This is a genomic window from Burkholderia pyrrocinia, from assembly GCF_001028665.1.
GTDB classification, from domain to species: Bacteria; Pseudomonadota; Gammaproteobacteria; order Burkholderiales; family Burkholderiaceae; genus Burkholderia; species Burkholderia pyrrocinia.
In genome coordinates this window covers 972128-995919 of sequence record NZ_CP011505.1, presented here as the reverse complement: position 1 = coordinate 995919, position 23792 = coordinate 972128, and the positions used below count along the sequence as shown (strand labels likewise).

Sequence of the window (23792 nt, the reverse complement as noted above, 5' to 3'; positions counted from 1 at the left end):
AATAAAGTACACTAAACAGTGTAGTTTATTTCTGGGATAAGTAAACTGCCCGGTGTAAAATTTCCGTATGGATACCAGCACTCCCCCCCAGCGTCTGACCGATCGAAAGCGTGCGGCCATCATCGACGCGGCCATCGAGGAATTCCTCGCGGCCGGCTACGATGCGACCAGCATGGATCGCATCGCTGCGCGCGCGGACGTGTCGAAGCGCACGGTCTACAACCACTTTCCCGGCAAGGAAACGTTGTTCGCAGCGATCCTGCACAAGCTGTGGGATACGACCCAAACCGGCAGTTCCCCGACTTATCGCGCCGACGTGCCGCTGCGCGAGCAACTGCTCGCATTGCTGAGCCGCAAATTGCGTCTGCTGAACGACGAAGCGTTTCTCGCGCTCGCACGCGTTGCGATCGGCGCGGCCATCCATTCGCCGGAGCGTGCGCGCGACATGGTCGAACGCCTCGGCGAGCGCGAGGAGGACCTGACGGTCTGGGTGCGTGCGGCAGCGGCGGCCGGCCGCCTGTCGGTCACCGATCCGGTGTTCGCCGCGCATCAGTTGCATGGTGTCGTGAAGGCATTCGCGTTCTGGCCGCAAGTAACGATGGGCCAGCCGCCACTCGCGGCGCCCGAGCAACAGAAAGTCGCGGAATCCGCTGCCGACATGTTTCTCGCGTACTACGCGCGTCCGGACGACGGCGACGCATCGCGACGCATCGCGCCGGATTGACCGAACATCAGGAGGATCATGCGCGAATCGATGTCATGCACGCGATCGACGCACGCCTGGCACCGCTGAGCCGGCAAACCGGCGGATCCGCAAAAGCGAACGCAGAACCGCCCCCACACACGTGATGACTGGCCATCCAACGGAAACCGGCGCCGCCGCCGGTGCACCAGAAGCCGAACGCGAGCGACTACGAATGAAGACGCTGTTGATCGTCTATCACACGATGACCGGAGGCACGCAACAGATGGCAGAAGCGGCAGCCGCCGCGGCGCGCGAGCAACCTGGCGTCGACGTCAGGCTGCAACGCGCGGACGCGACGAGCGCAGACGATGTGCTGGCCGCCGACGCATACCTGTTTGCGACGCCGGAGAACCTCGCGGCGATGTCCGGGCTGATGAAGGACTTCTTCGATCGCTGCTACTACGCGGCGATCGATCGTGTGAACGGCCGTCCGTACGCGGCGATGATTTGCGCGGGAAGCGACGGACAGAACGCGCTGCGCCAGATCGACCGGATCGCGACCGGATGGCGATTGAAGAACGTGGCGCCCGGCCTGATCGTCTGTACTCACGCGCAAACGCCTGAGCGCATCCTCGCGCCGAAGACGATCGACGACGATGATCGTGCGCGCTGCGCCGAACTCGGCGCGGGCCTTGCCGCGGGACTCGCGCTGGGCGTCTTCTGATTCTCGGTGTGCCGGCGGCGCCGGGCCGCACAGGCAACGCACGCATCCAAGTGCGCTGCCGATCCTGCGGACGCCGAACCGGCCGAATGCCGAAACCCTAGCTGACTTTTGCCGTCGCCGAAGGCCGGTGGTATTCGGGCCAAAGACGCTTCACGAGATCGCGCGATGCGCCATACGCATGGCAACTGTCGATCTTGAGCGGCTTGCCTTCGCTGTCGCGGGCGTCGAGCGACGACCGCCGCACGCCGACCATCGTCTGATAGGCCGTAGTTGCGATCGGGCCAAGCAATTCCTTCAGATGCGTGCACGTATCGCAGGACGGCAGGCGCTTGCGGATCTCGCTGTTCCAGCCGGCACCGATGCTCAGTCCGACGACCGCCTGCAGCGAGTCGCCGCCGCCCGGGCACTGCGCATACGGATGCGACCGGATGAATGTCGATACGGCGCGGACGACCATGTCGGCATCGAAGACCAGCGTCACGCCGAGGTCGTGGATCGGCGACAGCGCCGCGACCGTTCGTGTGCCGCCCGGTGGCGTGAAATCGCTGGTCTTGCGGTCCGCGAGGCAGGCCGTCACTTCGAACAGGCCGTCGCTGCGCCGATAGCCGCGCATGTCGATCTGCCGATGGTGAATTTCCTCGCGTGTAATGCCGTCGTGCGGGATGTCGTATGGGGGAACCATGTATCCGCTCCGTTTCGTACAACCGGTTCTTTTGGCCGGAAAGACGGATGTCGCCGGCTGACCGGGTGCGCAGCGAAACAGGCCGAGGTACGCTGCCGACGACGTTGACCTGGCCATACTACGCACTTTCCGGCATCTTCGTCCGCCACGCGATCGATGCGGACGCAACGAGTCGGGTACGGGCACCGGGGCAATCGATGGGCAGACCGGCAGGTCGCGGCACGTTGCGTTGATCTCTCGCCGTGTGCCTCACGTCGTCACGGTCGTTGACTCGCGTGCGGTCGCCGGCACCGTTCGCGATCCGGAATCGCCGCCGTGGCCAACGGCGCGCTCGCGCGGCACGATCGCTTTCGACTCCGCAAGGCGGAACACCGCGCGTCGGGCGTCGATCGGTGCCGCCGCCGGGCCGATCGTATCGCGCGAAGCTGTCCCGATTTCCGACGACGGCGGTGAACGACGTGACTTCCGGAAACGTATCCATATAATGCGCAACACGACCGCGCGGACGCATTTCCCGTTCCCCGAATCGGGCAAACGCAGACCGGCGAGTCAGCCGGCCGCCGCGCGTACCGGTATACTTCCACTCCTGCCTTGTCCGGCATCGTGGCCGGGTGCCTGAAAACAGAGTGGCGTGCGCGATGCGGCCCCGTAGTGTTCCGCATCGGCGGCAGACGGGTCGCACGCGTGGCGGCGAAGCTTTTGTGCCGCGCGGAATGGCCGCACGAACCACACCTTATATTCCTGGTGGATTGAATTTATGGGTTTTGAACAACTTGCCGAATTGCGGGCGCAGCTCGCAGCGAAGGCCAAGCAGGAGCGCAACGCGAAGCAGCCGGCAGCGCCGACGGACGCCGGCGCGAAACCGAAGTCCGGCGACCGGCCGGCTCGCGGGGCCAAACCGGGTGCCGGCGCCAAGGCGCAGCATCGCGCGAAGCCGGCTTCGGCGAAGCCGTCGGCGCCGGTCGATCCGGTCATCGTTGCGATCGGCAAACTGCAGCGGAAGTTTCCGCGCGCGTTCCCGAAGAATCCGGCCCCGAAAGTACCGCTCAAGGTCGGCATCTGGGACGACCTCGCACGCGAGGCACAGGCCGTGGGTCTCAACGAAGCCGAACTGCGCGAAGCGATGTCGACGTGGTGCCGCGGCAATCGCTACTGGTCGTGCCTCGTCGAAGACGCGGTGCGGGTCGATCTGCAGGGCAACGAAGCAGGGCGCGTGACGCATGACGACGCTGCACGGGCGCGCCGGCTGAAGGCACGCCGCCCCGGCAAGGGTGCCGCGCAATCGGCCAAGGGTGCGCAGCAGCCGCCGAAGGCCGAGCAGCAGGCCGAGGCCGCCGCCGCGCCGGAACCGGCAAACGCGGAAGCGCAGACCGACGTCGAGCAGCAAGTCGAACAGCAAGTCGAACAGCAAGTCGAACAGCAAGTCGAACAGCAAGTCGAACAGCAAGTCGCGCGGCAAACGGCAGGAAACGAGTAACACACTCCGCGTCGCCGTCGACTGTACGGCGCTCGCCCGCATGCACGTCGCATGCGGCGAATCACACGACAGACTGACCTGCCCTGATAGGGGCAGGTCAGGACTGCCTCCGCCGTTGGTTGACCCTCAGGCACGCCCTTTTCCAACGTCGGACAGACACGCGACCGGACGAACAAAGTCCGTCAATCGATCCAGCATGCGTGATGCGTCGACGTTGAGGTTTGCGCATGGCTAGTACGCATGCCTGATTGCGATGACGTTCCAATCCGATAATTCGGTTTCCTAAAATAGTGATATCGGCATCGTCGATCGGCATGTGACCGATCACGCCCGGTCATCGTGACAGATTGACGCGCGATAATCCCGGCTGAATCGTAAGACAACGTGCAGGTTGTCCGGCTGCGATGCAGCTTGCATTTCGAAAGGTGCGGGAGGCTTGCTCCGATACGACCCGACCCGAAGCAACCGCCTTTCAACGTCCACTCAAACCGGATCATGAACTCGAGACATTCCGCGATTCTCGTCGCGCTCACCGCGGCCGCGCTGTTCGGCGCCGCGACACCGCTCGCCAAGGCGCTGATCGGCGCGATGTCGCCGTTCATGGTCGCCGGCCTGTTCTATCTCGGTAGCGGCGTCGGGCTCGGCATCGGGATCCTGCTGCGCCGGCTGCACAACCGTCGCGCACCGGCCGCGACCGCCGCGCCGCTGCAGCGCGCCGACCTGCCGTGGCTGGCCGGCGCGATCGCGGCGGGCGGCGTGGCCGGCCCGGCGTTGCTGATGCTCGGGCTGTCGAGCACGCCGGCGGCGACGAGCGCGCTGCTGCTCAATCTCGAAGGTGTGTTGACGGCCGTCATCGCATGGGTCGTGTTTCGCGAAAACGTGGATACGCAGGTGTTCCTCGGGATGGTCGCGATCGTCGCGGGCGGCACGCTGCTGTCGTGGGCGCCGGGCCGGGCCGGCGTGCCGGTCGGCGCGCTGCTGATCGTCGGCGCATGCCTGTGCTGGGCGATCGACAACAACCTGACCCGCAAGGTCGCCGCGAACGACGCGATGGTCATCGCGTGTATGAAAGGACTGTTCGCCGGACCGGTGAACATCGGCATCGCGCTGGCGACCGGCGCGACGCTGCCCGCCGTGCCGGTCACGGCTGCCGCGATGCTGACGGGGCTCGGCGGCTACGGGATCAGCCTCGTGCTGTTCGTCGTCGCGCTGCGTCATCTCGGCAGCGCGCGGACGGGCGCATATTTTTCAATCGCGCCGCTGTTCGGCGTCGTACTGTCGCTGCTGATCTGGCCCGCGCTGCCGCCCGCGACGTTCTGGATCGCCGCCGCGCTGATGGCGCTCGGCATCTGGCTGCACGTGCGCGAACGACACGAACACACGCATGCGCACGAGCGGCTCGAGCACACGCACCGGCATCGACACGACGAACATCACCAGCATGTGCACGACTTTCCGTACGATGGCGACGAACCGCACACGCATCCGCATGTGCATCTGCCGATCACGCATAGTCACGCACATTTCCCGGACATTCATCACCGGCATCGGCATTGACTATGTCGTGAACGGTGGACGGTCAGGCCACCTGCGATACGCATCGCAAGGTGACCGTTTATGGGGCGTGCGTCGCATCGCGTGCTCATGCATTTCCATCGCCGCTCGATCGCAGCGGCGACGGAGGAGGCAAGCCTAGTCTTCCGTCTGAATCAACCGGATCAGCGAACCGTCCGGATCGATCAGTGCGCCGACCGTACCGCCCCACGCTTCGCGTGTCGGCCGGTGTGCGCGCGGCCAGCCGGTCGCTTGCTCCGGAATGCCCGCGGCGAGCACGTCGTCGAAGAACGCGCCGACATTTGCGAGCCTGAAACAGCAACTGAACCAGCTCGTGGCCGGATCGAGTTCGGGGTGCGGAAAGAATTCCAGCAACAGGTCGCCGCGTTTGACGATCATCCAGCCTTCGTCGCGCCATGTTTCGACGAACCCCAGTTTTTCGTAGAAGCGGGACGTGGTCTCGAAATCGCGCGACGGCAGGTTGGGGCTCGCAATGTCGGTCAAGGCGGTTTCTCCGGTTGGCGATGCGATGCAACGCGCGGGCAGCGCAGCCGCCGCGGCGGCTATCGCGCGTGAGGAAAGCAGAAGCCGAAATCTTCGCAGCCCGGGCATCCGGGTGCGGGGCCCGGCGGCATGCCGAGCGATGCCGCCACTTCCTGTGCGAGGAATTTTTTCCAGCGCAGGTGAGCGACATTGCGCGCGGCGAGCGCGGGGAAATAGCGATCGAGCATCGCCGATACCGCGTCGCGCCCGTCGAGCCCGAGGTCGCGCCACAGATGATCGGGGCGCAGGCACGCATGCGCGATGATCGACGCGAGACAGTCGGCGTCGTCGCGGGTAGCGGCGGGATTCGCGTCGTCCATCAGCCGCGCGTGCAGCGTCGCGACGAATGCCGCGTGGGCGGATGGCAGCAGCGCGATCGCAACCGTCGACACGAGTGCGGCGGCATTGACGGAAGGCAGGTGTGGAAACTGCCGGGCAAGCAGCCCGGCCAGTTGACCATGAGACAGGCCGAGCAGCGCAAGTTCGTTGCGGCACTCGCGGGCCGCGACGAGGGCGCCGAACAGGCGTGCGTCGGGGGTGTCGGCGTTGGCTGCCGCGAGCAGCAGCGACTGCACCGCCGGTTCATGCGAGGACGGATCGGCGCGATCGAGTGCGGCGGTCATCGTGCGCACCCGCGCGACAGCAGGGTGACACGATCCGCGCGAATGCGCGGCGCAAACCGGATCGCGATCGCGGCGCTCGTCATGCGATCACTCGACGCCGACGATCACGCTCGATGCCTTGAAGATCGCGGATGCGGCCTTGCCGCTCGCGAGGCCCAGACGATCGACGCTGTCGTTGGTGACGATCGCGACGATCTCGGCGCCGCTTGCGGCCTTGATCACGACTTCCGAATTGACCGCGCCCTTTGCGACCGACGACACGGTGCCCGCGACGCAGTTGCGGGCCGACACCTTGCTGCTGTCGACGTCGACCATCACGATGACCGACGATGCCTTGGCGAGCGCGAACGCCTTCGAGCCGGCCGCGAGGCCCAGCGAAGCCGCGCTGCCGTGGGTGATCACCGCGACGATGTCGAGGCCGTCCTGCGTGCGGAGCGTGATTTCGTCGTTGACGGCACCGGGCTTGACGGCGCTGACCTGGCCGGCGAAATGGTTGCGTGCGCTGGTTCGCATGATGACTCTCCGAGTGGATGCCGCCGCTGGATCGGCAGCGGCAGATGAATGGAAGTGCGTCGGCCAGTTTACCGTCAACGCGCGCATCCGTCGTTCTCCGGATGCTATGGCGCGAATCAGGAGAACACGCTGGCACGGCGCGTTTCGCCAGGTTCGCGTTATGTGGCGAAGGTGATAACGCTGCGGCGCTTACTCGCTGGCTGCGGGTGCCGCGGCGGCACGCGTGGCGGCGGGACGGGCGTCCTGTGCGGTCGCTGCGCTGTCGGGCTCCCAACCGCCACCAAGTGCGAGAAAGAGTCGCACCTGATCGGCCGCGACCTGTCCTTCGGCCGCCGCGACCTGCGCTTGCACGCTCGTCAGCGTGCGCGTCGCGTCGAGGTCGGAGATGAACGACTCGCGGCCGGCCGCATAGAGACGATGCGTTTCGTCGGCGGAATTGCGCGCCGATTCGTAGGCCGTACGCAGCGCGTCGGTGCGCTGCACGTCCGCGGCATAGGTCGCGAGACTCGACTGCGTTTCGCGCAGCGCGTTCAGCACGACACCGTCGAAGTGCGCGAGCGCGCCGCCCGTCGCAGCCTCGGCTTCGCGTACACGCGCTCGCTGGCCGTTGACGGGAAATGACCAACTGATCAGCGGTCCGAACGACCAGCGATTGGTCGTGGACGAAAACAGGTCGGCGGCGAGGCCGACCGAGCCGGCCGACGCGCCGATGCTGATCGACGGGTACAGCGCGGCGGTTGCCACGCCGATTCGCGCGGTTGCGGCAGCGAGCTGCCGCTCGGCTTCGCGAACGTCGGGGCGGCGGCGCAGCAGCGCGGCGCCGTCGCCGATCGGAATCGGCTGGCGCAGCTTCGGCAGGCGTTCGCATGCGGCGACGGCCTTCGGCAGGTCGGCCGGCGAGCGCGCGAGCAGCGCGGCGAGCTGGTATTGCGCGACCTTGCGTCGGCCTTCGAAGCGCGGGATGTCTGCGGCGAGCGTGCGCACCTGCGTCACGCCGCGCGTCACGTCGGTCTGGTTGCCGCGCCCGGCATCGCGCAACCGCTGCGACAGCGCCACGCGCTGCTTCTGCAGCGCGAGCGACTGCTTCGCGATCGCCAGCTCGTCGCCGGCCGAGCACGATTCGACGTACGCGCGCACGACGTCCGCGACGACCGTGATGCGCGCCAGGTCGCCGGCTGCCCTGACAGCCTCGCTGTCCGCGCGCGCGGCTTCGACGCCGCGCCGCAGCTTGCCGAACAGGTCGATCTCGTACGACACGTTGACGCCGACCGCGCCTTCGTTGACGACCGGCAGCTTGTTTTCGAGCAGGTACTGTTCAGCCGATTCCTGCGCGCGTTGCACGGCCGCCTCCGCGCCGCCCGAGAAACCGCCCTGTTGGTTCGCGACTTCCAGCGCTGCGCGCGAGCGCGCGAGGTTGGCCGCGGCGACGCGCAGGTCGGTGTTCGACTTCAGCGCGCTGCGCACGAGTTCGTCGAGTACGGGATCGTCGTATAGCTGCCACCAGTTGCCGGGCACGGCGTCGCGCGATACGAGCGTGCCGTTCGCGTCGTCGAGCGCATGGTTCGCGAGCGGCGCATTCACGTATGCCTGTTGCGGCAGCGTGTAATCGGGGCCCACGGACTTGCACGCGCCGAGGGCGAGCGCGAGCGGTGCGAGCGCCGCCGCGAGGCGCAGACCGTGCCGTTTCATTGCGACGCTCCCGCCATGTTTGCGGCCGCACCGGAAGCCGTCGATACCGGCGTGACTGCGGACGCCGCGCTGGCGGCAGCCGGCTTCGCGTTGTCGCGGCGGCGCGTGTCGGATTCGCGCATCGAAACCGTCGCGGTGCGGCCTGCGATCATCCGGAAGTCGTCGGGCACCTCGTCGAGTACGACGCGTACCGGCACGCGCTGCGCCAGCCGCACCCAGCTGAATGCCGGGTTCACGTTCGGCAGCAGGTTCGCGCCCTGCGTGCGGTCGCGATCCTCGATCGCGGCGACGATGCTCTGCACGTGCCCGCGCAGCGCATGCGGCTCGCCCATCACGATGATGTCGACCGGCTGGCCGATATGGATGCCGCGCAGCTTGGTTTCCTCGAAGTAGCCGTCGACGCGGAACGAATTGCGGTCGACGACCGACAGCACCGCGCGGCCGGCCGGCACGTATTCGCCGACGCGCGGCGCGCGGTCGTTCAGGTAGCCGTCTACGGGACTGACGATCGTCGTGCGCTGCAGGTTCAGTTTCGCGGTGTCGAGCGATACCTGCGCATCGGCGACCGCGGCTTCGCCCTGTTCGACGCGCGTGCGGCTTTCCTCGACCTGTTCGCTCGCGACGAGGTTGCCGAGCTGCAGGTTGCGCGCGTATTCGCGCTTCGCCTGCGCGAGCGTCGCGCGGCGCTGGGCGAGCGTCGCTTCGGCGAGCCGTTCCGCGAGCGTGTAGCGGGCCTGGTCGATCACGAACAGCACCTGGCCGCGCCTGACCTCCTGGTTATCGGCCACCTGTACCGACGTGATGAGGCCCGACACGTCCGGCGCGACCTGGATCACGTCGGCGCGCACGTGCCCGTCGCGCGTCCACGGCGAGAACATGTAGTAGTTGATGATTCGCCACAGCACGAGGCCGGCCACGACGACGACGATCAGGGTGAGCAGGATTTGTCCTGCCGAGAGCCAGGATTTTTTCACGTTAGGTAGCCACGAGATGGTGGGAAACGATCACGACGGCGGCCAACACGAACACGTAGATGCCGAGGTCGAAGATCGAACGGTGCCAGACGAGGCGGTAGAAGCCGACGCGCTCGAGCACCGCGCGCACGACGATGTTGATCAGGTAGGCGATCAGCATCAGCACGAGCGGAGCCGGCACGAATACGCCGAAGATGTCGATTTCGCCGATCATGGTCGCGGTCGGAAAGACAGGTTGGAAAGCCGGCTCATGCGCGTGCTCCGTCCGGTGCCTGCGGCGCTTGCGCGGCCGCGGCCGGATACAGCGACAGGCGCAGGCCGACGAGCGCGTGCAGCGTGTCGCGCAGCCGGCGGTGCGTCGCGGGCGTGGCCGGCGCTGCGGGCGCCGTGCTGCCGTCGGTTGGTGCGGCGCCCGGCAGGTTGCGGCCGGCCACGCGGTGCAGTGCGTCGTCGATCGACGCGAGCAGCACCGGCGGCGCGGGCTGGCGCGCGTTCGCGGCCACGCAGCGTGCGTAGTGGTCGGTGACGCCGGCCAGTACGCGGTCGATCGCGTCGGGCACGTCGCCCGACAGCCGGCGGCGCGCGCGGCGCAGGTCGAGCGCGTTCAGTGCGATGCGCAGGTCGCGGAAGCTTTCGATCGACGGGTGACGGTGGTCGTCGGATGCGCCGAGACGCGGCAGCAGCTGCGTCACGCGATCGAGCATCCGCGACGCGTGGTTGCGCTGGTCGTCGAGCGGCTGCGTCGACGCGGAGCGCGCGACGTCTTCCCAGCCCGAGCGCAGCAGGCGCCGCACCGCGAGTTCCGCGCCGAACGGCCGCGTCGCGCGCGTCCACAGGTACGCGAACAGCAGCCCGGCAACGCCGGCGAGGTTGCTGTTCAGGAACACGAAGAAGTCGGCTTCGTACGCGCTCTGGATGCTGATGAAGGTGGCCGTGTTCACCGCGACGAGCATCGTCACCATGTTGAACTGCGGGCGCGGCAGCAGCGTGCCGATCAGGATGAACGGGCCCGCGAACATCAGCACGAGCATCGCGAAGTCGTGCACGTGCGGCAGCACGACGAACAGGTACAGGCCTGCGAACACGACGCTCGCGGCCGTCGACAGGAAGAACTTGAACACCAGCGGTGCGGGCTCGTCGAGTGCGGCGAAGAAGCTGCACGACACGGCCACGAGCGTGACGGCGGCCGCGCCGTCGTGCCAGCCGGACGAGATCCACAGCCAGCACGCGAACACGATGGCGAGCATCACGGTCAGCGTCGAGAACAGCATCATCCCGCGATCGAAGAAGCGCTCGGTGCCGCCGAGCCGCCAGTGCCGGTAGCGCGGCTGCCAGATGCCCGACTCGTTCGCGATCAGCGCACGCAGCGAGCGGCAGTCCTGCCAGATGTCGATGACCTGGCGCAGCCGCCACAGCGCATTCGACAGCAGCGCGCCGTCCCAGCTCGTCAGCGCGCTGTCGGCGGGTTGCAGCGCGGCGATGCGTTCGCGCAGGTTGTCCGCGATCGGGTCGTGCGCCATGTCGCCGTCGGTGCCGGATTTCACGGCCGGCAGCGGCGCGTCGAACCACTTCGCGGCGTCGGCCAGCAGCGCGTCGAGCGCGGGCGGGCGCACGTGCAGGTCGCGCATCAGCGCGATCAGAGGATCGGCGAGCGACGACATCAGCGGCAGGAACAACTGCATCCGGCCCGCGAGCGCCTGTGCGCGCGCGAGGATGCGCGGGTGCGCATGGTCGTAGCTCAACTGGCTCAGCAGGAACTCGAGGCCGTTGATCGTCATCGCGAGGCGTTGCCGGCACGCCGACAGCGCCTTGCCGGCGATGTGCCCGGACAGCGTTTCACGGCCGTAGAACGCGGCGTCCTTGAACCATGCGTCGGTGCGCTCGATCAGCGTCGGCGCGAGCCGGTTCGGGAAGATGGCGCTACCGACCACGCTCGCGCACACGATGCCGAGCACGATTTCCTCGGTGCGCGCGATCGCGACGTCGAATACCGTGGACGGATCGGTCACGGTGGGCAGCGCGATCAGCGGCATCGTGTAGCCGGCGAGCATGAACACGTAGCTGCGCGCGGTGCGATCGGAGATCGCGAGGTACAACAGCGTGCCGCACCAGGTGGCGACGATGATCGCGAACAGCAGCGGCGTCTCGACGAACGGCGGCACGAAGAGGATCGCGGCGGCCGCGCCGAGCGCGGTGCCGAGCGCGCGATACAGCGCCTTCGAGCGCGTCGCGCCGACGAACGGGTTCGACACGATGTAGACGCTCGCCATCGCCCAGTACGGGCGCGGCAACTGGAAATACAGGCCGAGGTACAGCGCCAGCATCGACGCGGCGAACGTCTTGCCCGAGAACAGCCAGTCGCGAAGGCTCGGATAGGTCATGGTGTGGAATCGGAGGCGTGGGGCGGGTTCACCGCGTCGGACGCGTTGAATGCGTTCAGCACGCGCAGCGTCGTTTCGAGATCGGCGCGCGTGACGCCCTTGAGCACCTGCGCGCGCAGCACGCGCAGGTCTTCCTCCATCTTCGCGGTGACCGCGCGGCCGGCGGCCGTCAGCGAGATCGTTTTCGCGCGGCGGTCATGCGGATCCTCGTTGCGGCGCGCGAGGCCGGCCGCACACAGCTGGTCGAGCAGGCGCACGAGCGACGGCCCTTCGATGCCGACGTGTTCGGCGAGCGTGCCCTGCCGCACGCCTTCGCCGAGGCGGCCGGCGATCAGCAGCGGCGTCGCGCAGGCTTCGGACACGTTGTACGCGTTCAGCACGCCGTCGCTGGTACGGCGCCACTTGCGCGCGGACAGCACGAGCAGGCTGCTGACGGCGAGACGGAGATCGTGCAGATTGGTCATGGGCGAGATGATAGGGGCAAAAACATTCGATAGCAAACTATCGGATTTTGTCACCCGGGTGTCATGTCGCGCGGGGCCCGGCCGGGCCGTTTGGAGCAATTTAGGCGGCGTGCCGGCGATGGTCAAGCTGTAAGGTTGGCGTCCCGGAGCCGCATGCGGCCGCGCGGGCGACTATATTGAATGGTCAGACGAGAATCGTCGGGCAGGGCAGGGCCGTGCATCAGGAAAATGCGGAACAAGGGTTCGGGAAAGCCGACTTCGCGAGACGGCGTGCGGCGCGCATATTAGGACCATTGCAATTGCATCGGAGACTTCGCACGTGTCAACCTCATCCTTCCAGCCCGCCGACGCGGCGCCGATCGACGCATGGCTCGGCAAGACCGAAACGCTCGGCGACGACATCACCGCGTTTCCGCTGAACGCGCTGGCCGCCACGCTCGACCGCGCGTCGCCCGGCGACGTCGTGCCGCCGCTGTGGCACTGGCTGTACTTCCTGCCCGTCGCGCCGCTGGCCGAGGTCGGCCCCGACGGTCACCCGAAGCGTGGCGGTTTCCTGCCGCCCGTGCCGTTGCCGAACCGGATGTGGGCGGGCGGCCGCCTGACGTTCCATGTGCCGCTGCGCGCGGGGCGTCGTGCGACGCGCGAATCGACGATCGCGAACATCGAGGACAAGACGGGCCGCAGCGGCCGGCTCGTATTCGTGACGGTGCAGCATCGGATCGAGTGTGACGGCGAGCTGTGCGTCGAGGAAGAGCACGACATCGTCTATCGCGACGCGCCGCAGCCGGGCGCGAGCGCGCCAAAGCCGATCGTGGCGCCCGCGGGCGAAACGTGGTCGCGCATCGTCACCGCCGACGCCGTGATGCTGTTCCGCTATTCGGCGCTGACCTTCAACGGTCATCGCATCCACTACGACCGCAGCTATGTGACGCAGGAGGAAGGTTATCCGGGCCTCGTCGTGCACGGCCCGCTGATCGCGACGCTGCTCGTCGATCTCGTGCACCGCGAACGGCCCGACGCAACGCTCGCGAGCTTCGCGTTCCGCGCGGTGCGCCCGACCTTCGACGGGCAGCCGTTCACGCTGTGCGGCAAGCCGTCGGATGATGGCGGGACGATCGAGCTGTGGGCGAAGGATCGCGACGGCTGGTTGACGATGCAGGCCACCGCGACGCTCGCATAGCGCACGCGCTGTGTTCCCTTCCATTCATCGGCGACCGCTACATCATCAACGGGCAGAAGGTGCGGATTTCGTGCGTGCGGCATTCGGATCGGATGATCCCGCTGCTCGCGATGTTCGCGTCGCGCGATGCGATCGACACGCTGTTTCTGGAGGGTTCGGCATGATGGCCGCATCCGCATGTTCGTGGCTGTTCGTTCCCGGCAATCGCCCGGAGCGCTTCGAGAAGGCGCGCACGGCCGGCGCCGACGCGGTGATCTTCGATCTCGAGGATGCGGTGCCGCCGGACGTCAAGCCGGCGGCGCGCGAAGCGGTCGTCGCGTACCTCGATGCCGCGCGGCCCGCGTGGGTGCGCGTGAACGCGGCCGATACCGGATGGTTCGCCGACGACATCGCGGCGATTGCCGCGCATCCGGGTACGGCCGGCGTGATGCTGCCGAAGTGCGAGGCGCGCGCGCAGGTCGACGCGGTGCTCGCGCATGCGCATCGTTCGCTCGAACTGCTGCCGATCATCGAGACGGCGGCCGGCATCGCGGGGCTCGATGAAGTGTGCACGGCGCCGCGCGTCGCGCGTGTTGCATTCGGCACGCTCGATTTCCAGGTCGATCTCGGAATCGACGGCGACGGCGAGGAACTCAACGCGTTCCGCTCGCGGATCGTGCTCGCGTCGCGGCTCGCGGGCATCGCGCCGCCGGTCGACGGCGTGTCGACGGTCATCGACGCTTCCGAAGCGATCGAACGGCATGCGCGTTCCGCGCGGCGGTTCGGGTTCGGCGGCAAGCTGTGCATTCATCCGAAGCAGCTCGACGCGGTGCATCGCGCGTATGCATGGAGCGAGGCCGAGCAGGCGTGGGCGCGGCGCGTGCTCGAAGCGGTGGCGGCGAGCGCCGGTGCGGCGGTCGCGCTCGACGGGAAAATGGTCGACACGCCCGTGATCCTGAAAGCGCGGCATATCCTGCGCAGCTAGGCGGCCCGCGCGGTTCGCGGGCGAGCTCTATAATCCGCACAACCGGCCGCACGGCATGTGGCCACGGCCGGGGCGGCGCATGCAGCCGGCGGAACGGCGACCTGCGTCCGATTTCCCATCCATCGCACAAGGGGTACGCATCTTGGCAACCTACATCGTGTTTACGCGGGAAAGCACACAGGATCAGCACGAACTCGACGTCTACGGGAGCAAGGTCGGCGCGACGCTTGCCGGTCATCCGGTCAAGGTGCTCGCCGCCTACGGCCCGCAGGAAACGCTGGAAGGCGAAGGGCCGGAGGGTGTCGTGATCGTCGAGTTTCCGTCGAAGGAAGCCGCGCACGCGTGGTACCACGGCCCCGAATACCAGGCCGTCGTCCAGCACCGCTTCAAGGGCGCGCGCTATCGCGCGGTGCTGGTCGAGGGCGTTTGAACGCAACGCTTCGGGCGCTTCCTTCAACGCGATGCAATGCCTGACGCATGATGAACACGACGACTTCGTCCGCTGACGCCGTCCGCCCGCCGATGGGCCGTGCCGCCACGTCGCTGCTGGCGATCAGCGTGCTGTTCTTTCTCGTCGCGATGGTCGCCGCACCGTTCCGTACGGGCGCGCCGGATCCGCATCCGTGGGCCGATGGCTGGCAGGTGCTGCTGACAGGCTGGATGGGCGTGTTCTTCGGCATCTACGCATGGCTCGCAAACCCGCTCGTGTTCGCGGCCTGGTTGCTGACGACGAAGCGCCTGCGCGCGCAGGCGGTCGTGCTGGCCGTGCTCGCGCTGCTGTTCGGATCGAGCTTCCTGTCGCAGCATCAGATCGTCGTCAACGAAGGCGGTGGGGTCGAGCCGGTTCATCTCGATGCGATCGGCTACTGGTGCTGGCTCGCGAGTTTCGGCGCCGCGCTGATCGGCGCAGCACTGTTGCCCGGGCGGACGAAGACGCGCGCGGCAGGTTGAGGCGGGCGGCGCGGCCGGCCCGCATCGCGCGCGCCGCCGCTGCTTATCGCACGTGCGGCTGCAACGCACGCAACCAGTACGACACCGCAACCGCGCCACCATCCGGCGTGCCGATCGCACGCTCGCCGAGATAGCTCGCGCGCCCCGCGCGCGGCGTCATGCGCGCCGTTTCCTGTGCACCGTGTTCGGCAGCCTCGACGGCTGCCGCCCATGCGCTCGCGGGATCGCGATCGCTGTCGAGTGCACGGTCGAACGCATCGGCGGCCGGCACCAGCGCATCGAGCATCGTCCGGTCGCCGGCGTGCGCGCCGCCGAGTTCGCTGATCGAATCCACCGCGTTTCGGAACGCCGCGGCCCAGTCGCGCGCCGACGGCTCGGCGATATCGGCCAGCCGGCGTGACGCGCGCAGCAGCGCGGTCGCATAGAACGGTCCCGAACTGCCTGCAATGGCACGACGCAACGCGGCGCCGAGCGCCGCGAGCGTACCGGCCGGCGTGCCGTACGCTGTTTCCGGCAGGTCGAGGATCGCGTGCGCGGCACGCAGCATGCTTGCGCCGAGATCGCCGTCGCCGGCCGCCGCATCGAGGTCGGTCAGCGTCTGCTCGTGCTCGATCAGCGTCTGCGCGACCGCGTGCAGCGCCGGCTGCAGGCGCGTGGCCCACGCGCGGCCGGCCGCGTCGAGCGGCGGCAGCGGTGCGTCGTGCGAGTCGGCCGCGGCCACGCGGATGTGCGTATTCACCGTGCCGCCGCCCGGCCATGCACGCGCCTGCGTCGGCGCGTCGAGCAGCGCCGCGCGTTCTTCGTTCAGCCGCAGCACCGAGATCGAGCAGCCGGGCATGTTCAGCGCCGACAGGAACGTGCCGGCCCACGCGCGCGCGACGACGATGCCGCGCCGGCTCAGGTTGTCGTACGCGGCGCGCAGCACGATCGCGAGTTCCATGTCCGGCGTCGCGCCGAGACCGTTGACGAACAGTGCGACGCGTTCGCCGCTGTCGAGTACGAGATCGGCGACGATGCTCGACAGCAGCGTGTCGACCAGCGCGTCGGCGGGCAGCGGCGCGCGGCGTTCGACGCCTTTCTCGCCGTGGATGCCGAGGCCGAGCTCGATCTCGTGATCGGCGAGGCTGAAGCCCGACTTGTCGGCGCCCGGGATCGTGCAGCCGTCGAGCGCGACGCCCATCGTGCCGAGCTCGGCCGCCGCGTCGCGCGCGATTCCCGCGACGCGGGCGAGCGGCAGCCCGCGCGCGGCGGCCGCGCCGGCGAGCTTGTGGATCAGTACGGTGCCGGCGATCCCGCGCCGCTGGCCGCGCTCGACACGGCCGCGCAGCGACACGTCGTCGGCGACGATGACGGTCTCGACCGGAATGCCTTCCGCCCGCGCGAGTTCGGCGGCGAGCCCGAAATTGAGCCGGTCGCCCGTGTAGTTCTTCACGATCAGCAGCGCGCCATTCGGGCCGGCGCTCGCGCGAATCGCGGCGAGCACGGCATCGGTGGACGGCGACGTGAACACTTCGCCGCACACGGCCGCGCTCAGCATCCCTTCGCCGACGTAGCCGCCGTGCGCGGGCTCGTGGCCGCTGCCACCGCCGGAGAGAACGGCGACGGGCCGCTGCGCCGGCTCGGGCAGCGGCTGGCGGACGAGCACGTGCTCGTCGCCGAGGATCGCGAGATGCGGCGACTGCCGCGCGATGCCTTCCAGCATCTCCCGCACGACATCGGACGGGTGGTTCACAAGCTTTTTCATGGCGACGGTTCCTGACGGGTGAACGGGGCTCGCCCGGCCCGCGCGGGCGCCGGACGGCTTTCGTGTAACGGATGGTCGTGCGGGCGCCCTGTCGCAGGCAGGGGCGGTATCGCCGGCCGCATGCGGCAACGGGCGCGCTTCGCACCACGATACATCAGGTCTGGACGTCGCCGCACGGATCGCGGGCGCGATCGTGCCGTGCCGGGGCGGGGGCCCGCCCCGGATGCTGCTACTTTGCCGCCGCGATCTCCTTCGCGCGAATCAGCCGCGCACGCAGCACGTTGCGGCTGATGCCGAGCAGCCGTGCGGCCTGGATCTGGTTGCGGTGGCTGAATTCGAACGCGACGCGCATCACGGTGTCCTCGATCCGTTCGAACAGGTTGCCGTGATCCGCGTCGAACAGGTCGCGCAGCGCCCGTTCGAGCGCGGCCTGCGCGCCGGCGGCCGGCTCCGGCGCATGCGCGGTGGCCGACGCGCATGGCGACGCGATGTGCAGGTCGGAGTCCTGCAGCGAATCGTGACGGCTCACGAGCAGCGCGTGATGGATCACGTTCTCCAGTTCGCGGATGTTGCCGGGCCAGCCGTGCGCCTCGAGCCGGCGTTCGGCGCGCGGATCGATGCTGCGCGGCCCGTAGCCGAGGCGGCTGCGGTAGTCGTCGAAGAAGTGGCGTGCGAGCGGCAGGATGTCGCCCGGGCGCTCACGCAGCGTCGGCACCGCGAGCTGCACGACGTTGAGCCGGTAGAACAGGTCGCCGCGAAAATGCCCGGTCGCGACCGCCTGCTGCAGGTCGACGTTGGTCGCGGCGACCACGCGCACGTCGATCGGCATGCCCGTGCGCGAACCGAGCCGCACGACCTCGCGCTCCTGCAGCACGCGCAGCAGCTTGACCTGCATCGACAGCGGCAGGTCGCCGATCTCGTCGAGAAACAGCGTGCCGCCGTTCGCGGCTTCGAACCAGCCCGGCTTCGCGCTGAATGCACCCGTAAACGCGCCTTTCTCGTGGCCGAACAGTTCGCTCTCGACCAGCGTTTCGGAGAACGCGCCGCAGTTCACGGCGATGAACGGCCCGTTGTTGCGGCGGCTGAGGTTGTGCACATGTCGGGCGATCAGTTCCTTGCCGGTGCCCGTCTCGCCGACGATCAGCACGTTCGCGTCGCTCGGCGCGACCAGGCGAATCCGTTCGAGCAGCGCGACCGAGCGCGGATCGACGAATACCTGCGCACGGGCACGGATCGACGTCGCGAGCGCGGGCCTGTCGGGCAGCGTGAGGACGGGCGCAAGGCGCTCGGCCGTTTGCAGGGCATCAGGAGGGCCCGGTTCGTCGCGGGACGGTGCGACGACGCGCAGGTCGGCCGCGCGTGGCGATACGGAAATGGATGTCATGGCTGTGTAGGCATCGGGTCGCTGCACGGTTCGGTCGGGCCACGATGGACGTTGCTGCCCGGGTGCTGCGTGATCAGCAGAGTGTTCAACGTTTCGTGCAACGCGGGAAACATCGATTTCTGATAACCAATGCCGGATTGCTGCGCTGGACGCAGTTGCGTAACGCGATGTCGTTCGGTAAAGCGAAATGCATCGTGCGGATGTCGATGAAGCAGCAGCTTCGACACTGCTGCAGCGATGCATCGCATTGCGGCGGCGCGCGATCGCGGCGAACGGGTGCAGCGTGCGTTGCGGATTCCACGCTGAAACGGAAGAACGCCTTCGACACACGCTGCGCTGCTGATCACGCAGCAGCGAATCAGCACGGCTGTTTCCCACAGTTCATCTCGCTGCGGAATATGGTTGTGATGCGCCGGCTGGCACGCTTATCGATATGCGGCGATCGACGAGTGCGCCGCGACAGGCCGTCGATCGCGATGCATTTCGTCATGCAGACGATCGATTTTCATGGCGATCGCAGCATTGGCACGCTCCTTGCGGAACCATGGCGTGACGGGTGCGTTGGCGCCCGACTCGACAATGGGAATGCAACGATGAGCCATGCCATCAACGTGGTCGCGATATCGGGCGGCCTGCAACGGCCGTCGCGCACGCTGGCGCTGACCGACGCGATCGTCGCGGCGCTCGGCGCCGCGCTGCCGATCGATACGCGGCTGATCGAACTCGGCGAGATCGGCGGCCGGCTGGCCGGTGCGCTGACGCGCGCGCAGGTGCCGGCCGACCTCGAAGCGCAGATTCGCGCGATCGAGACGGCCGATGCACTCGTCGTCGCGAGCCCCGTGTATCGCGCGTCATACACGGGCCTCTTCAAGCACCTGTTCGACCTCGTGCAGCACGACGCGCTCATCGACGTGCCCGTGCTGCTCGCCGCCACCGGCGGCAGTGAGCGTCATGCGCTCGTGATCGACCACCAGTTGCGGCCGCTGTTCAGCTTCTTCCAGGCGCGCACGCTGCCGATCGGCGTGTACGCGTCCGAAAGCGATTTCGACCGATACGAAATCGCGAACCCGGCGCTACGGGCGCGCATCGCGCTCGCCGTGGATCGCGCCGTGCCGCAACTGCGTCCGCATGCGCTTTCCGCCGCGGCCGCGTAGGCCGCTTCCGTTTCCCCTTCGACCAGGACATCTTCATGAGCCTTACCGACCCTTCCGCCGACGGCGTCAAATTCGCTTACTGGGTGCCGAACGTCAGCGGCGGCCTTGTCGTCAGCACGATCGAGCAGCGCACCGACTGGAGCCTCGAATACAACCAGCAACTCGCGCGCACGGCCGAGGCGGCCGGCTTCGACTATGCGCTGAGCCAGATCCGCTTCACGGCCGGCTACGGCGCCGAATACCAGCACGAGTCGGTGTCGTTCAGCCAGGCGCTGCTGCATGCGACGACGAAGCTCAAGGTGCTCGCCGCGATCCTGCCGGGGCCGTGGCATCCGGCCGTGGTCGCGAAGCAGCTCGCGACGATCGACCATATTTCGAACGGGCGCATCGCGATCAACGTCGTGAGCGGCTGGTTCAAGGGCGAATTCACCGCGATCGGCGAGCCGTGGCTCGAGCACGACGAACGTTATCGGCGCTCGAAGGAATTCATCCAGGCGCTGAAGGGCATCTGGACGCAGGACAACTTCACGTTCAAGGGCGATTTCTACCGCTTCAACGACTACACGCTGAGCCCGAAGCCGGTGCAGAAACCACATCCGGAGATCTTCCAGGGCGGCAGCTCGCGCGCGGCGCGCGACAACGCGGCGAGCGTGTCGGACTGGTATTTCACGAACGGCAATACGCCGGAGAACCTGAAGGCGCAGATCGACGACATCCGCGCGAAGGCGGCCGCGAACAACCATCGCGTGCGCATCGGCGTCAACGCGTTCGTGATCGCGCGCGACACCGAGGAAGAGGCGCGGGCCGTGCTCGACGACATCGTCCGGCACGCGCACGTCGAGGCCGTGCATGCGTTCGGCGATGCGGTGAAGGAGGCCGGCAAGGCGTCTCCGGAAGGCGAGGGCAACTGGGCGAAATCCACGTTCGAGGATCTCGTGCAGTACAACGACGGCTTCCGCACGAACCTGATCGGCACGCCGCAGCAGATCGCCGAGCGGATCGTCGCGCTGAAGGCGATCGGCGTCGATCTCGTGCTCGCGGGGTTCCTGCATTTCATCGAGGAAGTCGAGTACTTCGGCCAGCGCGTGCTGCCGCTCGTGCGCGAACTCGAGGCGCAGCGGCAGGCGGTTGCCGCGTGACGCGGGGGCCGGTGCGCGGCGGGCACGTACACGTGCCGCGCACCGGCCGATCGAAGGGGCGACACCGGCGGTTCTCGCGGGTCGACCCGGTTTGACGTTTCGGATATCGAAACAGGAGGTCGGCGGATGCTTCCCGGCGCCGCCGGCCGGTTCATGGGTTTTGCCGGAATCGACATGTCTACGGAAATCATCGAAGAAAACGTGCAACCGCAAGCGGGCGCCACGCCCGTTCCCGTCATCGGCTCGGATGCCGAGGCGCTCGACGTCGCGCGTCAGGTCGCGGCACGGCTGGCCGAGCACGCCGCGTTGCGCGACCGCGAGCGGAAGCTGCCGTTCGACGAGATCGAACTGTTCTCGTCGAGCGGGCTGTGGGGCATCACCGTGCCGCGCGAGTACGGCGGTGCGGAGGTGTCGAACGTGACGCTCGCGGAAGTGATCGCGATCGTTTCAGAGGCGGACCCGTCGCTCGGCCAGATCCCGCAGAACCACTATTGCCTGATCGAGGACATCCGCCTCGAGGGCAGCGATGCGCAGAAGCGCTTCTTCTTCGATCTCGTCCTGAAGGGCACACGCTACGGGAACGCGTTTTCCGAAGCCGGCGGCAAGAACGTGCTCGATATCCGGACGCGCGTGCATCGCGACGGCGACGCGTTCGTGCTGAACGGCCGCAAGTTCTATTCGACCGGCACGCTGTTCGCGCACTGGATTCCGGTACTCGCGCTCGACGAGTCGGACCAGGCCGTGCTCGCCTTCGTGCGGCAGGGTGCGCCGGGGCTGACCGTCGTGGATGACTGGAGCGGCTTCGGGCAGCGCACGACCGCGAGCGGCACGGTGATCGTCGAGAACGTGCGCGTGAGCCCGTTCGAAATCTTCCACACGCAGCGTTCGTACGATCGCCCGACCTTCGCGGGCCCGTTCGCGCAGATCACGACCGCCGCGATCGACCTCGGGATCGCGCGCGCCGCGCTGCAGGACACGATCGCGTTCGTGCAGCAGCATGCGCGCCCGTGGATCGACAGCGGCGTCGAGCGCGCGAGCGAGGACCCGCTGACGGTCGCGCAGATCGGCGACATCGCGTACCGCGTGCACGCGGCCGAAGCGCTGCTCGCGCGCTCGGGCCGCTTCGTCGACGCGGCGAAGCGCGAGCCGGGCGAGGAAACGGTCGCGCAGGCCGCGATCGCGGTGGGCGAGGCGAAGATCGCGACGACCGAGGTGGCGTTGCTTGCCGCGAGCAAGCTGTTCGAGCTCGGCGGCAGCAAGTCGACGCTGGCGAAATACAACTTCGACCGCCACTGGCGCAACGCGCGCGTGCATACGCTGCACGACCCGGTGCGCTGGAAGTATCACGCGATCGGCAACTACTACCTCAACGGCGTGAAGCCCGCGCGCCATTCCTGGAACTGACCGGCTCGCGCCGGCCGCCGTCACCACCCACACCATCACCACCACCACCGCCGCGGACGGCACGCACGCGGCGCCGCTTCATTCCTGACGAGGTCAATCGATGAGTCATCCAGCAAGCCCCGCGCAGGCACTGCCCGCGCAGCATGCCGCACCGCCGGCGGGCGGCCTGCGGCGCAACTACCTGAGCCTGCCCGAACTGATTGCGCAGTCGATCGGCCTCGTCGGCGTGTCCGGCGGGATCGGCGTGCTGATCCCCGCCGTGTTCGCGACGGCCGGCAACGGCACGTGGCTCGCGTACCTGTTCGCGATCGTCGCGCTGCTGTTTGCGTCGTGGAGCATCTCGGTGTTCGCGCGCGATTCGGCGTCGCCGGGGGCGCTGTATGCATACGTGTCGGCCGGCATCGGGCCGGTCTGGGGCGCGATCTGCGGCTGGTCGCTGCTGATTGCCTATGCGGTGGCCGCCGCGGGCATCCTGCAGGGGACGATCAACACGTTTCTCGTGCTGGGCCGCGAGACCGGGCTGCTCGGCGGCGCGACGCCGCTCGGCGCCGTGCTCGGGCTCACGGTCGTCACCGCGTTCGCCGCGTGGTACATCGCGTTTCGCGACATCCGGCTGTCCACGCGTTTCACGCTGTTCGTCGAACTCGCGACGCTGCTGCTGATCGCCGTCGTCGTGATCGGGACGATCGCGTTCGGCGGGCATCCGGTCGATCGCGCGCAACTGACGCTCGAAGGCGTGAAGCCGACCCAGCTGCAGCTCGGAATGGTGCTCGCGTTCTTCAGCTTCACGGGGTTCGAGAGTGCAACCGTGCTCGGCGCGGAAGCGCGCGACCCGTTCCGCGCGATTCCGCGCGCGGTGCTGATCAGCGTCGTCGGGCCGGCGATCCTGTTCGTGATCGGCGCGTACGGGATGGTGAGCGCGTTCCACGGGCAGACGCCGCCGCTCGACCGGGTCGACGGCCCGCTCGCGGTGCTCGCGCATCGGCTCGGCGCCGGCTGGGTCGGCGTGCTGATCGACGCAGGCGTGGCGTTGAGCTTCTTCGCGGCGTTCTTCTCGTCGATCAATGCGGCGGCGCGGATCGTCTATACGTTCGGGCGGCAGGGCGTGCTGCATGCGTCGACGGGCCACGCACACGAGCGCAATGCGACGCCGCACGTCGCGGTGGCGCTGATCGCGGTGCTGGCGCTGGTCACCGCGCTGGTATTCACCGCGCGCGGCACTGCGCTACTCGATTCGTATGGCTATCTCAGCTCGATTGCCACGTATGGCTGGCTGCTTACATACGTGCTGGTGGCGATCGGCGCGCCGCTCTATCTGCGCCGCCAGCGCCGGCTTCGCGCGCGGCATGTGGCGATCAGCGTCATTGCGGTCGTGCTGCTCGCGATTCCGCTGGCCGGCAGCGTGTATCCGGTGCCGGAGGGCGTGTATGCGTGGCTGCCTTATGTGTTCGTCGCGCTGCTGACGATCGGGCTCGGGTGGTTCCTGGTGCTGCGCGTCCGGTTTCCGGAGCGGTTGCGCGAGCTGGAGGCCGAGTTGCTGACGAAGTGACGGGGCGCGCCGTC

General features: G+C 68.0%; 24 protein-coding genes. 12 read left to right on the top strand and 12 right to left on the bottom strand.

The window, feature by feature from the left end:
* Positions 1–67 precede the first annotated feature (67 nt).
* Both ABD05_RS34540 and ABD05_RS34535 read left to right on the top strand, forming a co-directional pair.
* A complete protein-coding gene (locus tag ABD05_RS34540) occupies positions 68–724 on the top strand; it encodes a TetR/AcrR family transcriptional regulator (protein ID WP_047904579.1) in 657 nt (218 codons plus the stop codon).
* A 193-nt stretch (positions 725–917) separates the two neighbouring features.
* Positions 918–1409, top strand: a complete 492-nt coding sequence (locus tag ABD05_RS34535) for a flavodoxin family protein (RefSeq protein WP_047904578.1) — start codon at positions 918–920, stop codon at positions 1407–1409.
* A 97-nt stretch (positions 1410–1506) separates the two neighbouring features.
* Here the strand turns inward: ABD05_RS34535 and ABD05_RS34530 are convergent, their stop codons facing one another.
* Positions 1507–2091 (bottom strand): DUF2889 domain-containing protein, encoded by a 585-nt coding sequence (locus tag ABD05_RS34530; RefSeq protein WP_047904577.1) that lies wholly within the window; start codon positions 2089–2091, stop codon positions 1507–1509.
* Between the two features lie 757 nt (positions 2092–2848).
* Between ABD05_RS34530 and ABD05_RS34525 the strand changes: the two genes are divergently transcribed.
* Positions 2849–3568, top strand: a complete 720-nt coding sequence (locus ABD05_RS34525) for a ProQ/FinO family protein (protein ID WP_082146335.1) — start codon at positions 2849–2851, stop codon at positions 3566–3568.
* A gap of 495 nt (positions 3569–4063) precedes the next feature.
* On the top strand, positions 4064–5125 hold the full coding sequence (locus tag ABD05_RS34520; RefSeq protein WP_047904576.1) for a DMT family transporter: 1062 nt from the start codon (positions 4064–4066) through the stop codon (positions 5123–5125).
* 135 nt (positions 5126–5260) lie between these two features.
* Here ABD05_RS34520 and ABD05_RS34515 read toward each other — a convergent pair whose 3' ends face one another.
* From ABD05_RS34515 to ABD05_RS34480, 8 genes are all read right to left on the bottom strand, one after another.
* Complete coding sequence (locus ABD05_RS34515) at positions 5261–5626, bottom strand: bleomycin resistance protein (RefSeq protein ID WP_047904575.1); 366 nt, start codon at positions 5624–5626, stop codon at positions 5261–5263.
* A 59-nt stretch (positions 5627–5685) separates the two neighbouring features.
* Complete coding sequence (locus ABD05_RS34510; RefSeq protein ID WP_047904741.1) at positions 5686–6288, bottom strand: nitrogen fixation protein NifQ; 603 nt, start codon at positions 6286–6288, stop codon at positions 5686–5688.
* Positions 6289–6375: 87 nt separating this feature from the next.
* Complete coding sequence (locus ABD05_RS34505; protein WP_047904574.1) at positions 6376–6801, bottom strand: TOBE domain-containing protein; 426 nt, start codon at positions 6799–6801, stop codon at positions 6376–6378.
* A gap of 189 nt (positions 6802–6990) precedes the next feature.
* Entirely contained in the window at positions 6991–8490 is a 1500-nt protein-coding gene (locus ABD05_RS34500) for an efflux transporter outer membrane subunit (protein ID WP_047904573.1), read from the bottom strand.
* A complete protein-coding gene (locus ABD05_RS34495) occupies positions 8487–9464 on the bottom strand; it encodes an efflux RND transporter periplasmic adaptor subunit (RefSeq protein WP_047904572.1) in 978 nt (325 codons plus the stop codon). Before ABD05_RS34495 ends, ABD05_RS34500 begins: the two co-directional genes overlap by 4 nt.
* Before the next feature lies 1 nt (position 9465).
* Positions 9466–9678 carry a DUF1656 domain-containing protein gene (locus tag ABD05_RS34490; RefSeq protein ID WP_039369242.1) on the bottom strand — a complete coding sequence of 71 codons (213 nt, stop codon included), beginning with the start codon at positions 9676–9678 and terminating at the stop codon, positions 9466–9468.
* Between the two features lie 34 nt (positions 9679–9712).
* Positions 9713–11845, bottom strand: coding sequence for an FUSC family protein (locus ABD05_RS34485; RefSeq protein WP_047904571.1), 2133 nt, complete (start codon positions 11843–11845; stop codon positions 9713–9715).
* Entirely contained in the window at positions 11842–12309 is a 468-nt protein-coding gene (locus ABD05_RS34480; RefSeq protein ID WP_047904570.1) for a MarR family winged helix-turn-helix transcriptional regulator, read from the bottom strand. Before ABD05_RS34480 ends, ABD05_RS34485 begins: the two co-directional genes overlap by 4 nt.
* 319 nt (positions 12310–12628) lie before the next feature.
* Here ABD05_RS34480 and ABD05_RS34475 point away from each other — a divergent pair, with 319 nt between their 5' ends.
* From ABD05_RS34475 to ABD05_RS35395, 4 genes are all read left to right on the top strand, one after another.
* Positions 12629–13489: an HTD2 family dehydratase gene (locus ABD05_RS34475; protein WP_047904569.1), complete on the top strand. Its 861-nt coding sequence runs from the start codon at positions 12629–12631 to the stop codon at positions 13487–13489.
* Between the two features lie 160 nt (positions 13490–13649).
* The gene (locus tag ABD05_RS34470) at positions 13650–14453 is read left to right on the top strand and encodes an HpcH/HpaI aldolase/citrate lyase family protein (RefSeq protein ID WP_047904568.1); all 804 of its coding nucleotides are present in this window, start codon (positions 13650–13652) and stop codon (positions 14451–14453) included.
* Positions 14454–14595: 142 nt separating this feature from the next.
* On the top strand, positions 14596–14883 hold the full coding sequence (locus ABD05_RS34465; protein WP_047904567.1) for a DUF1330 domain-containing protein: 288 nt from the start codon (positions 14596–14598) through the stop codon (positions 14881–14883).
* A gap of 50 nt (positions 14884–14933) precedes the next feature.
* Positions 14934–15404, top strand: a complete 471-nt coding sequence (locus ABD05_RS35395) for a hypothetical protein (protein WP_175804810.1) — start codon at positions 14934–14936, stop codon at positions 15402–15404.
* Between the two features lie 43 nt (positions 15405–15447).
* Here the strand turns inward: ABD05_RS35395 and ABD05_RS34455 are convergent, their stop codons facing one another.
* From ABD05_RS34455 to ABD05_RS38205, 3 genes are all read right to left on the bottom strand, one after another.
* The gene (locus ABD05_RS34455) at positions 15448–17148 is read right to left on the bottom strand and encodes a dihydroxyacetone kinase family protein (protein ID WP_047904566.1); all 1701 of its coding nucleotides are present in this window, start codon (positions 17146–17148) and stop codon (positions 15448–15450) included.
* A gap of 229 nt (positions 17149–17377) precedes the next feature.
* Positions 17378–18532 (bottom strand): sigma-54 interaction domain-containing protein, encoded by a 1155-nt coding sequence (locus tag ABD05_RS34450; protein WP_082146334.1) that lies wholly within the window; start codon positions 18530–18532, stop codon positions 17378–17380.
* Positions 18529–18897, bottom strand: coding sequence for a hypothetical protein (locus tag ABD05_RS38205; protein WP_148669206.1), 369 nt, complete (start codon positions 18895–18897; stop codon positions 18529–18531). The genes ABD05_RS34450 and ABD05_RS38205 overlap by 4 nt, the downstream gene beginning before the upstream one ends.
* 228 nt (positions 18898–19125) lie before the next feature.
* Between ABD05_RS38205 and msuE the strand changes: the two genes are divergently transcribed.
* The 4 genes from msuE (at position 19126) to ABD05_RS34430 (ending at position 23778) form a co-directional block, all read left to right on the top strand.
* The gene (gene msuE / locus ABD05_RS34445) at positions 19126–19686 is read left to right on the top strand and encodes an FMN reductase (protein WP_047904738.1); all 561 of its coding nucleotides are present in this window, start codon (positions 19126–19128) and stop codon (positions 19684–19686) included.
* A 35-nt stretch (positions 19687–19721) separates the two neighbouring features.
* On the top strand, positions 19722–20825 hold the full coding sequence (gene sfnG / locus ABD05_RS34440; protein ID WP_034182536.1) for a dimethylsulfone monooxygenase SfnG: 1104 nt from the start codon (positions 19722–19724) through the stop codon (positions 20823–20825).
* A gap of 174 nt (positions 20826–20999) precedes the next feature.
* The gene (locus ABD05_RS34435) at positions 21000–22229 is read left to right on the top strand and encodes an SfnB family sulfur acquisition oxidoreductase (protein ID WP_042975765.1); all 1230 of its coding nucleotides are present in this window, start codon (positions 21000–21002) and stop codon (positions 22227–22229) included.
* 100 nt (positions 22230–22329) lie between these two features.
* Positions 22330–23778, top strand: a complete 1449-nt coding sequence (locus tag ABD05_RS34430; RefSeq protein WP_082146333.1) for an APC family permease — start codon at positions 22330–22332, stop codon at positions 23776–23778.
* The last annotated feature ends 14 nt before the right edge of the window (positions 23779–23792 follow it).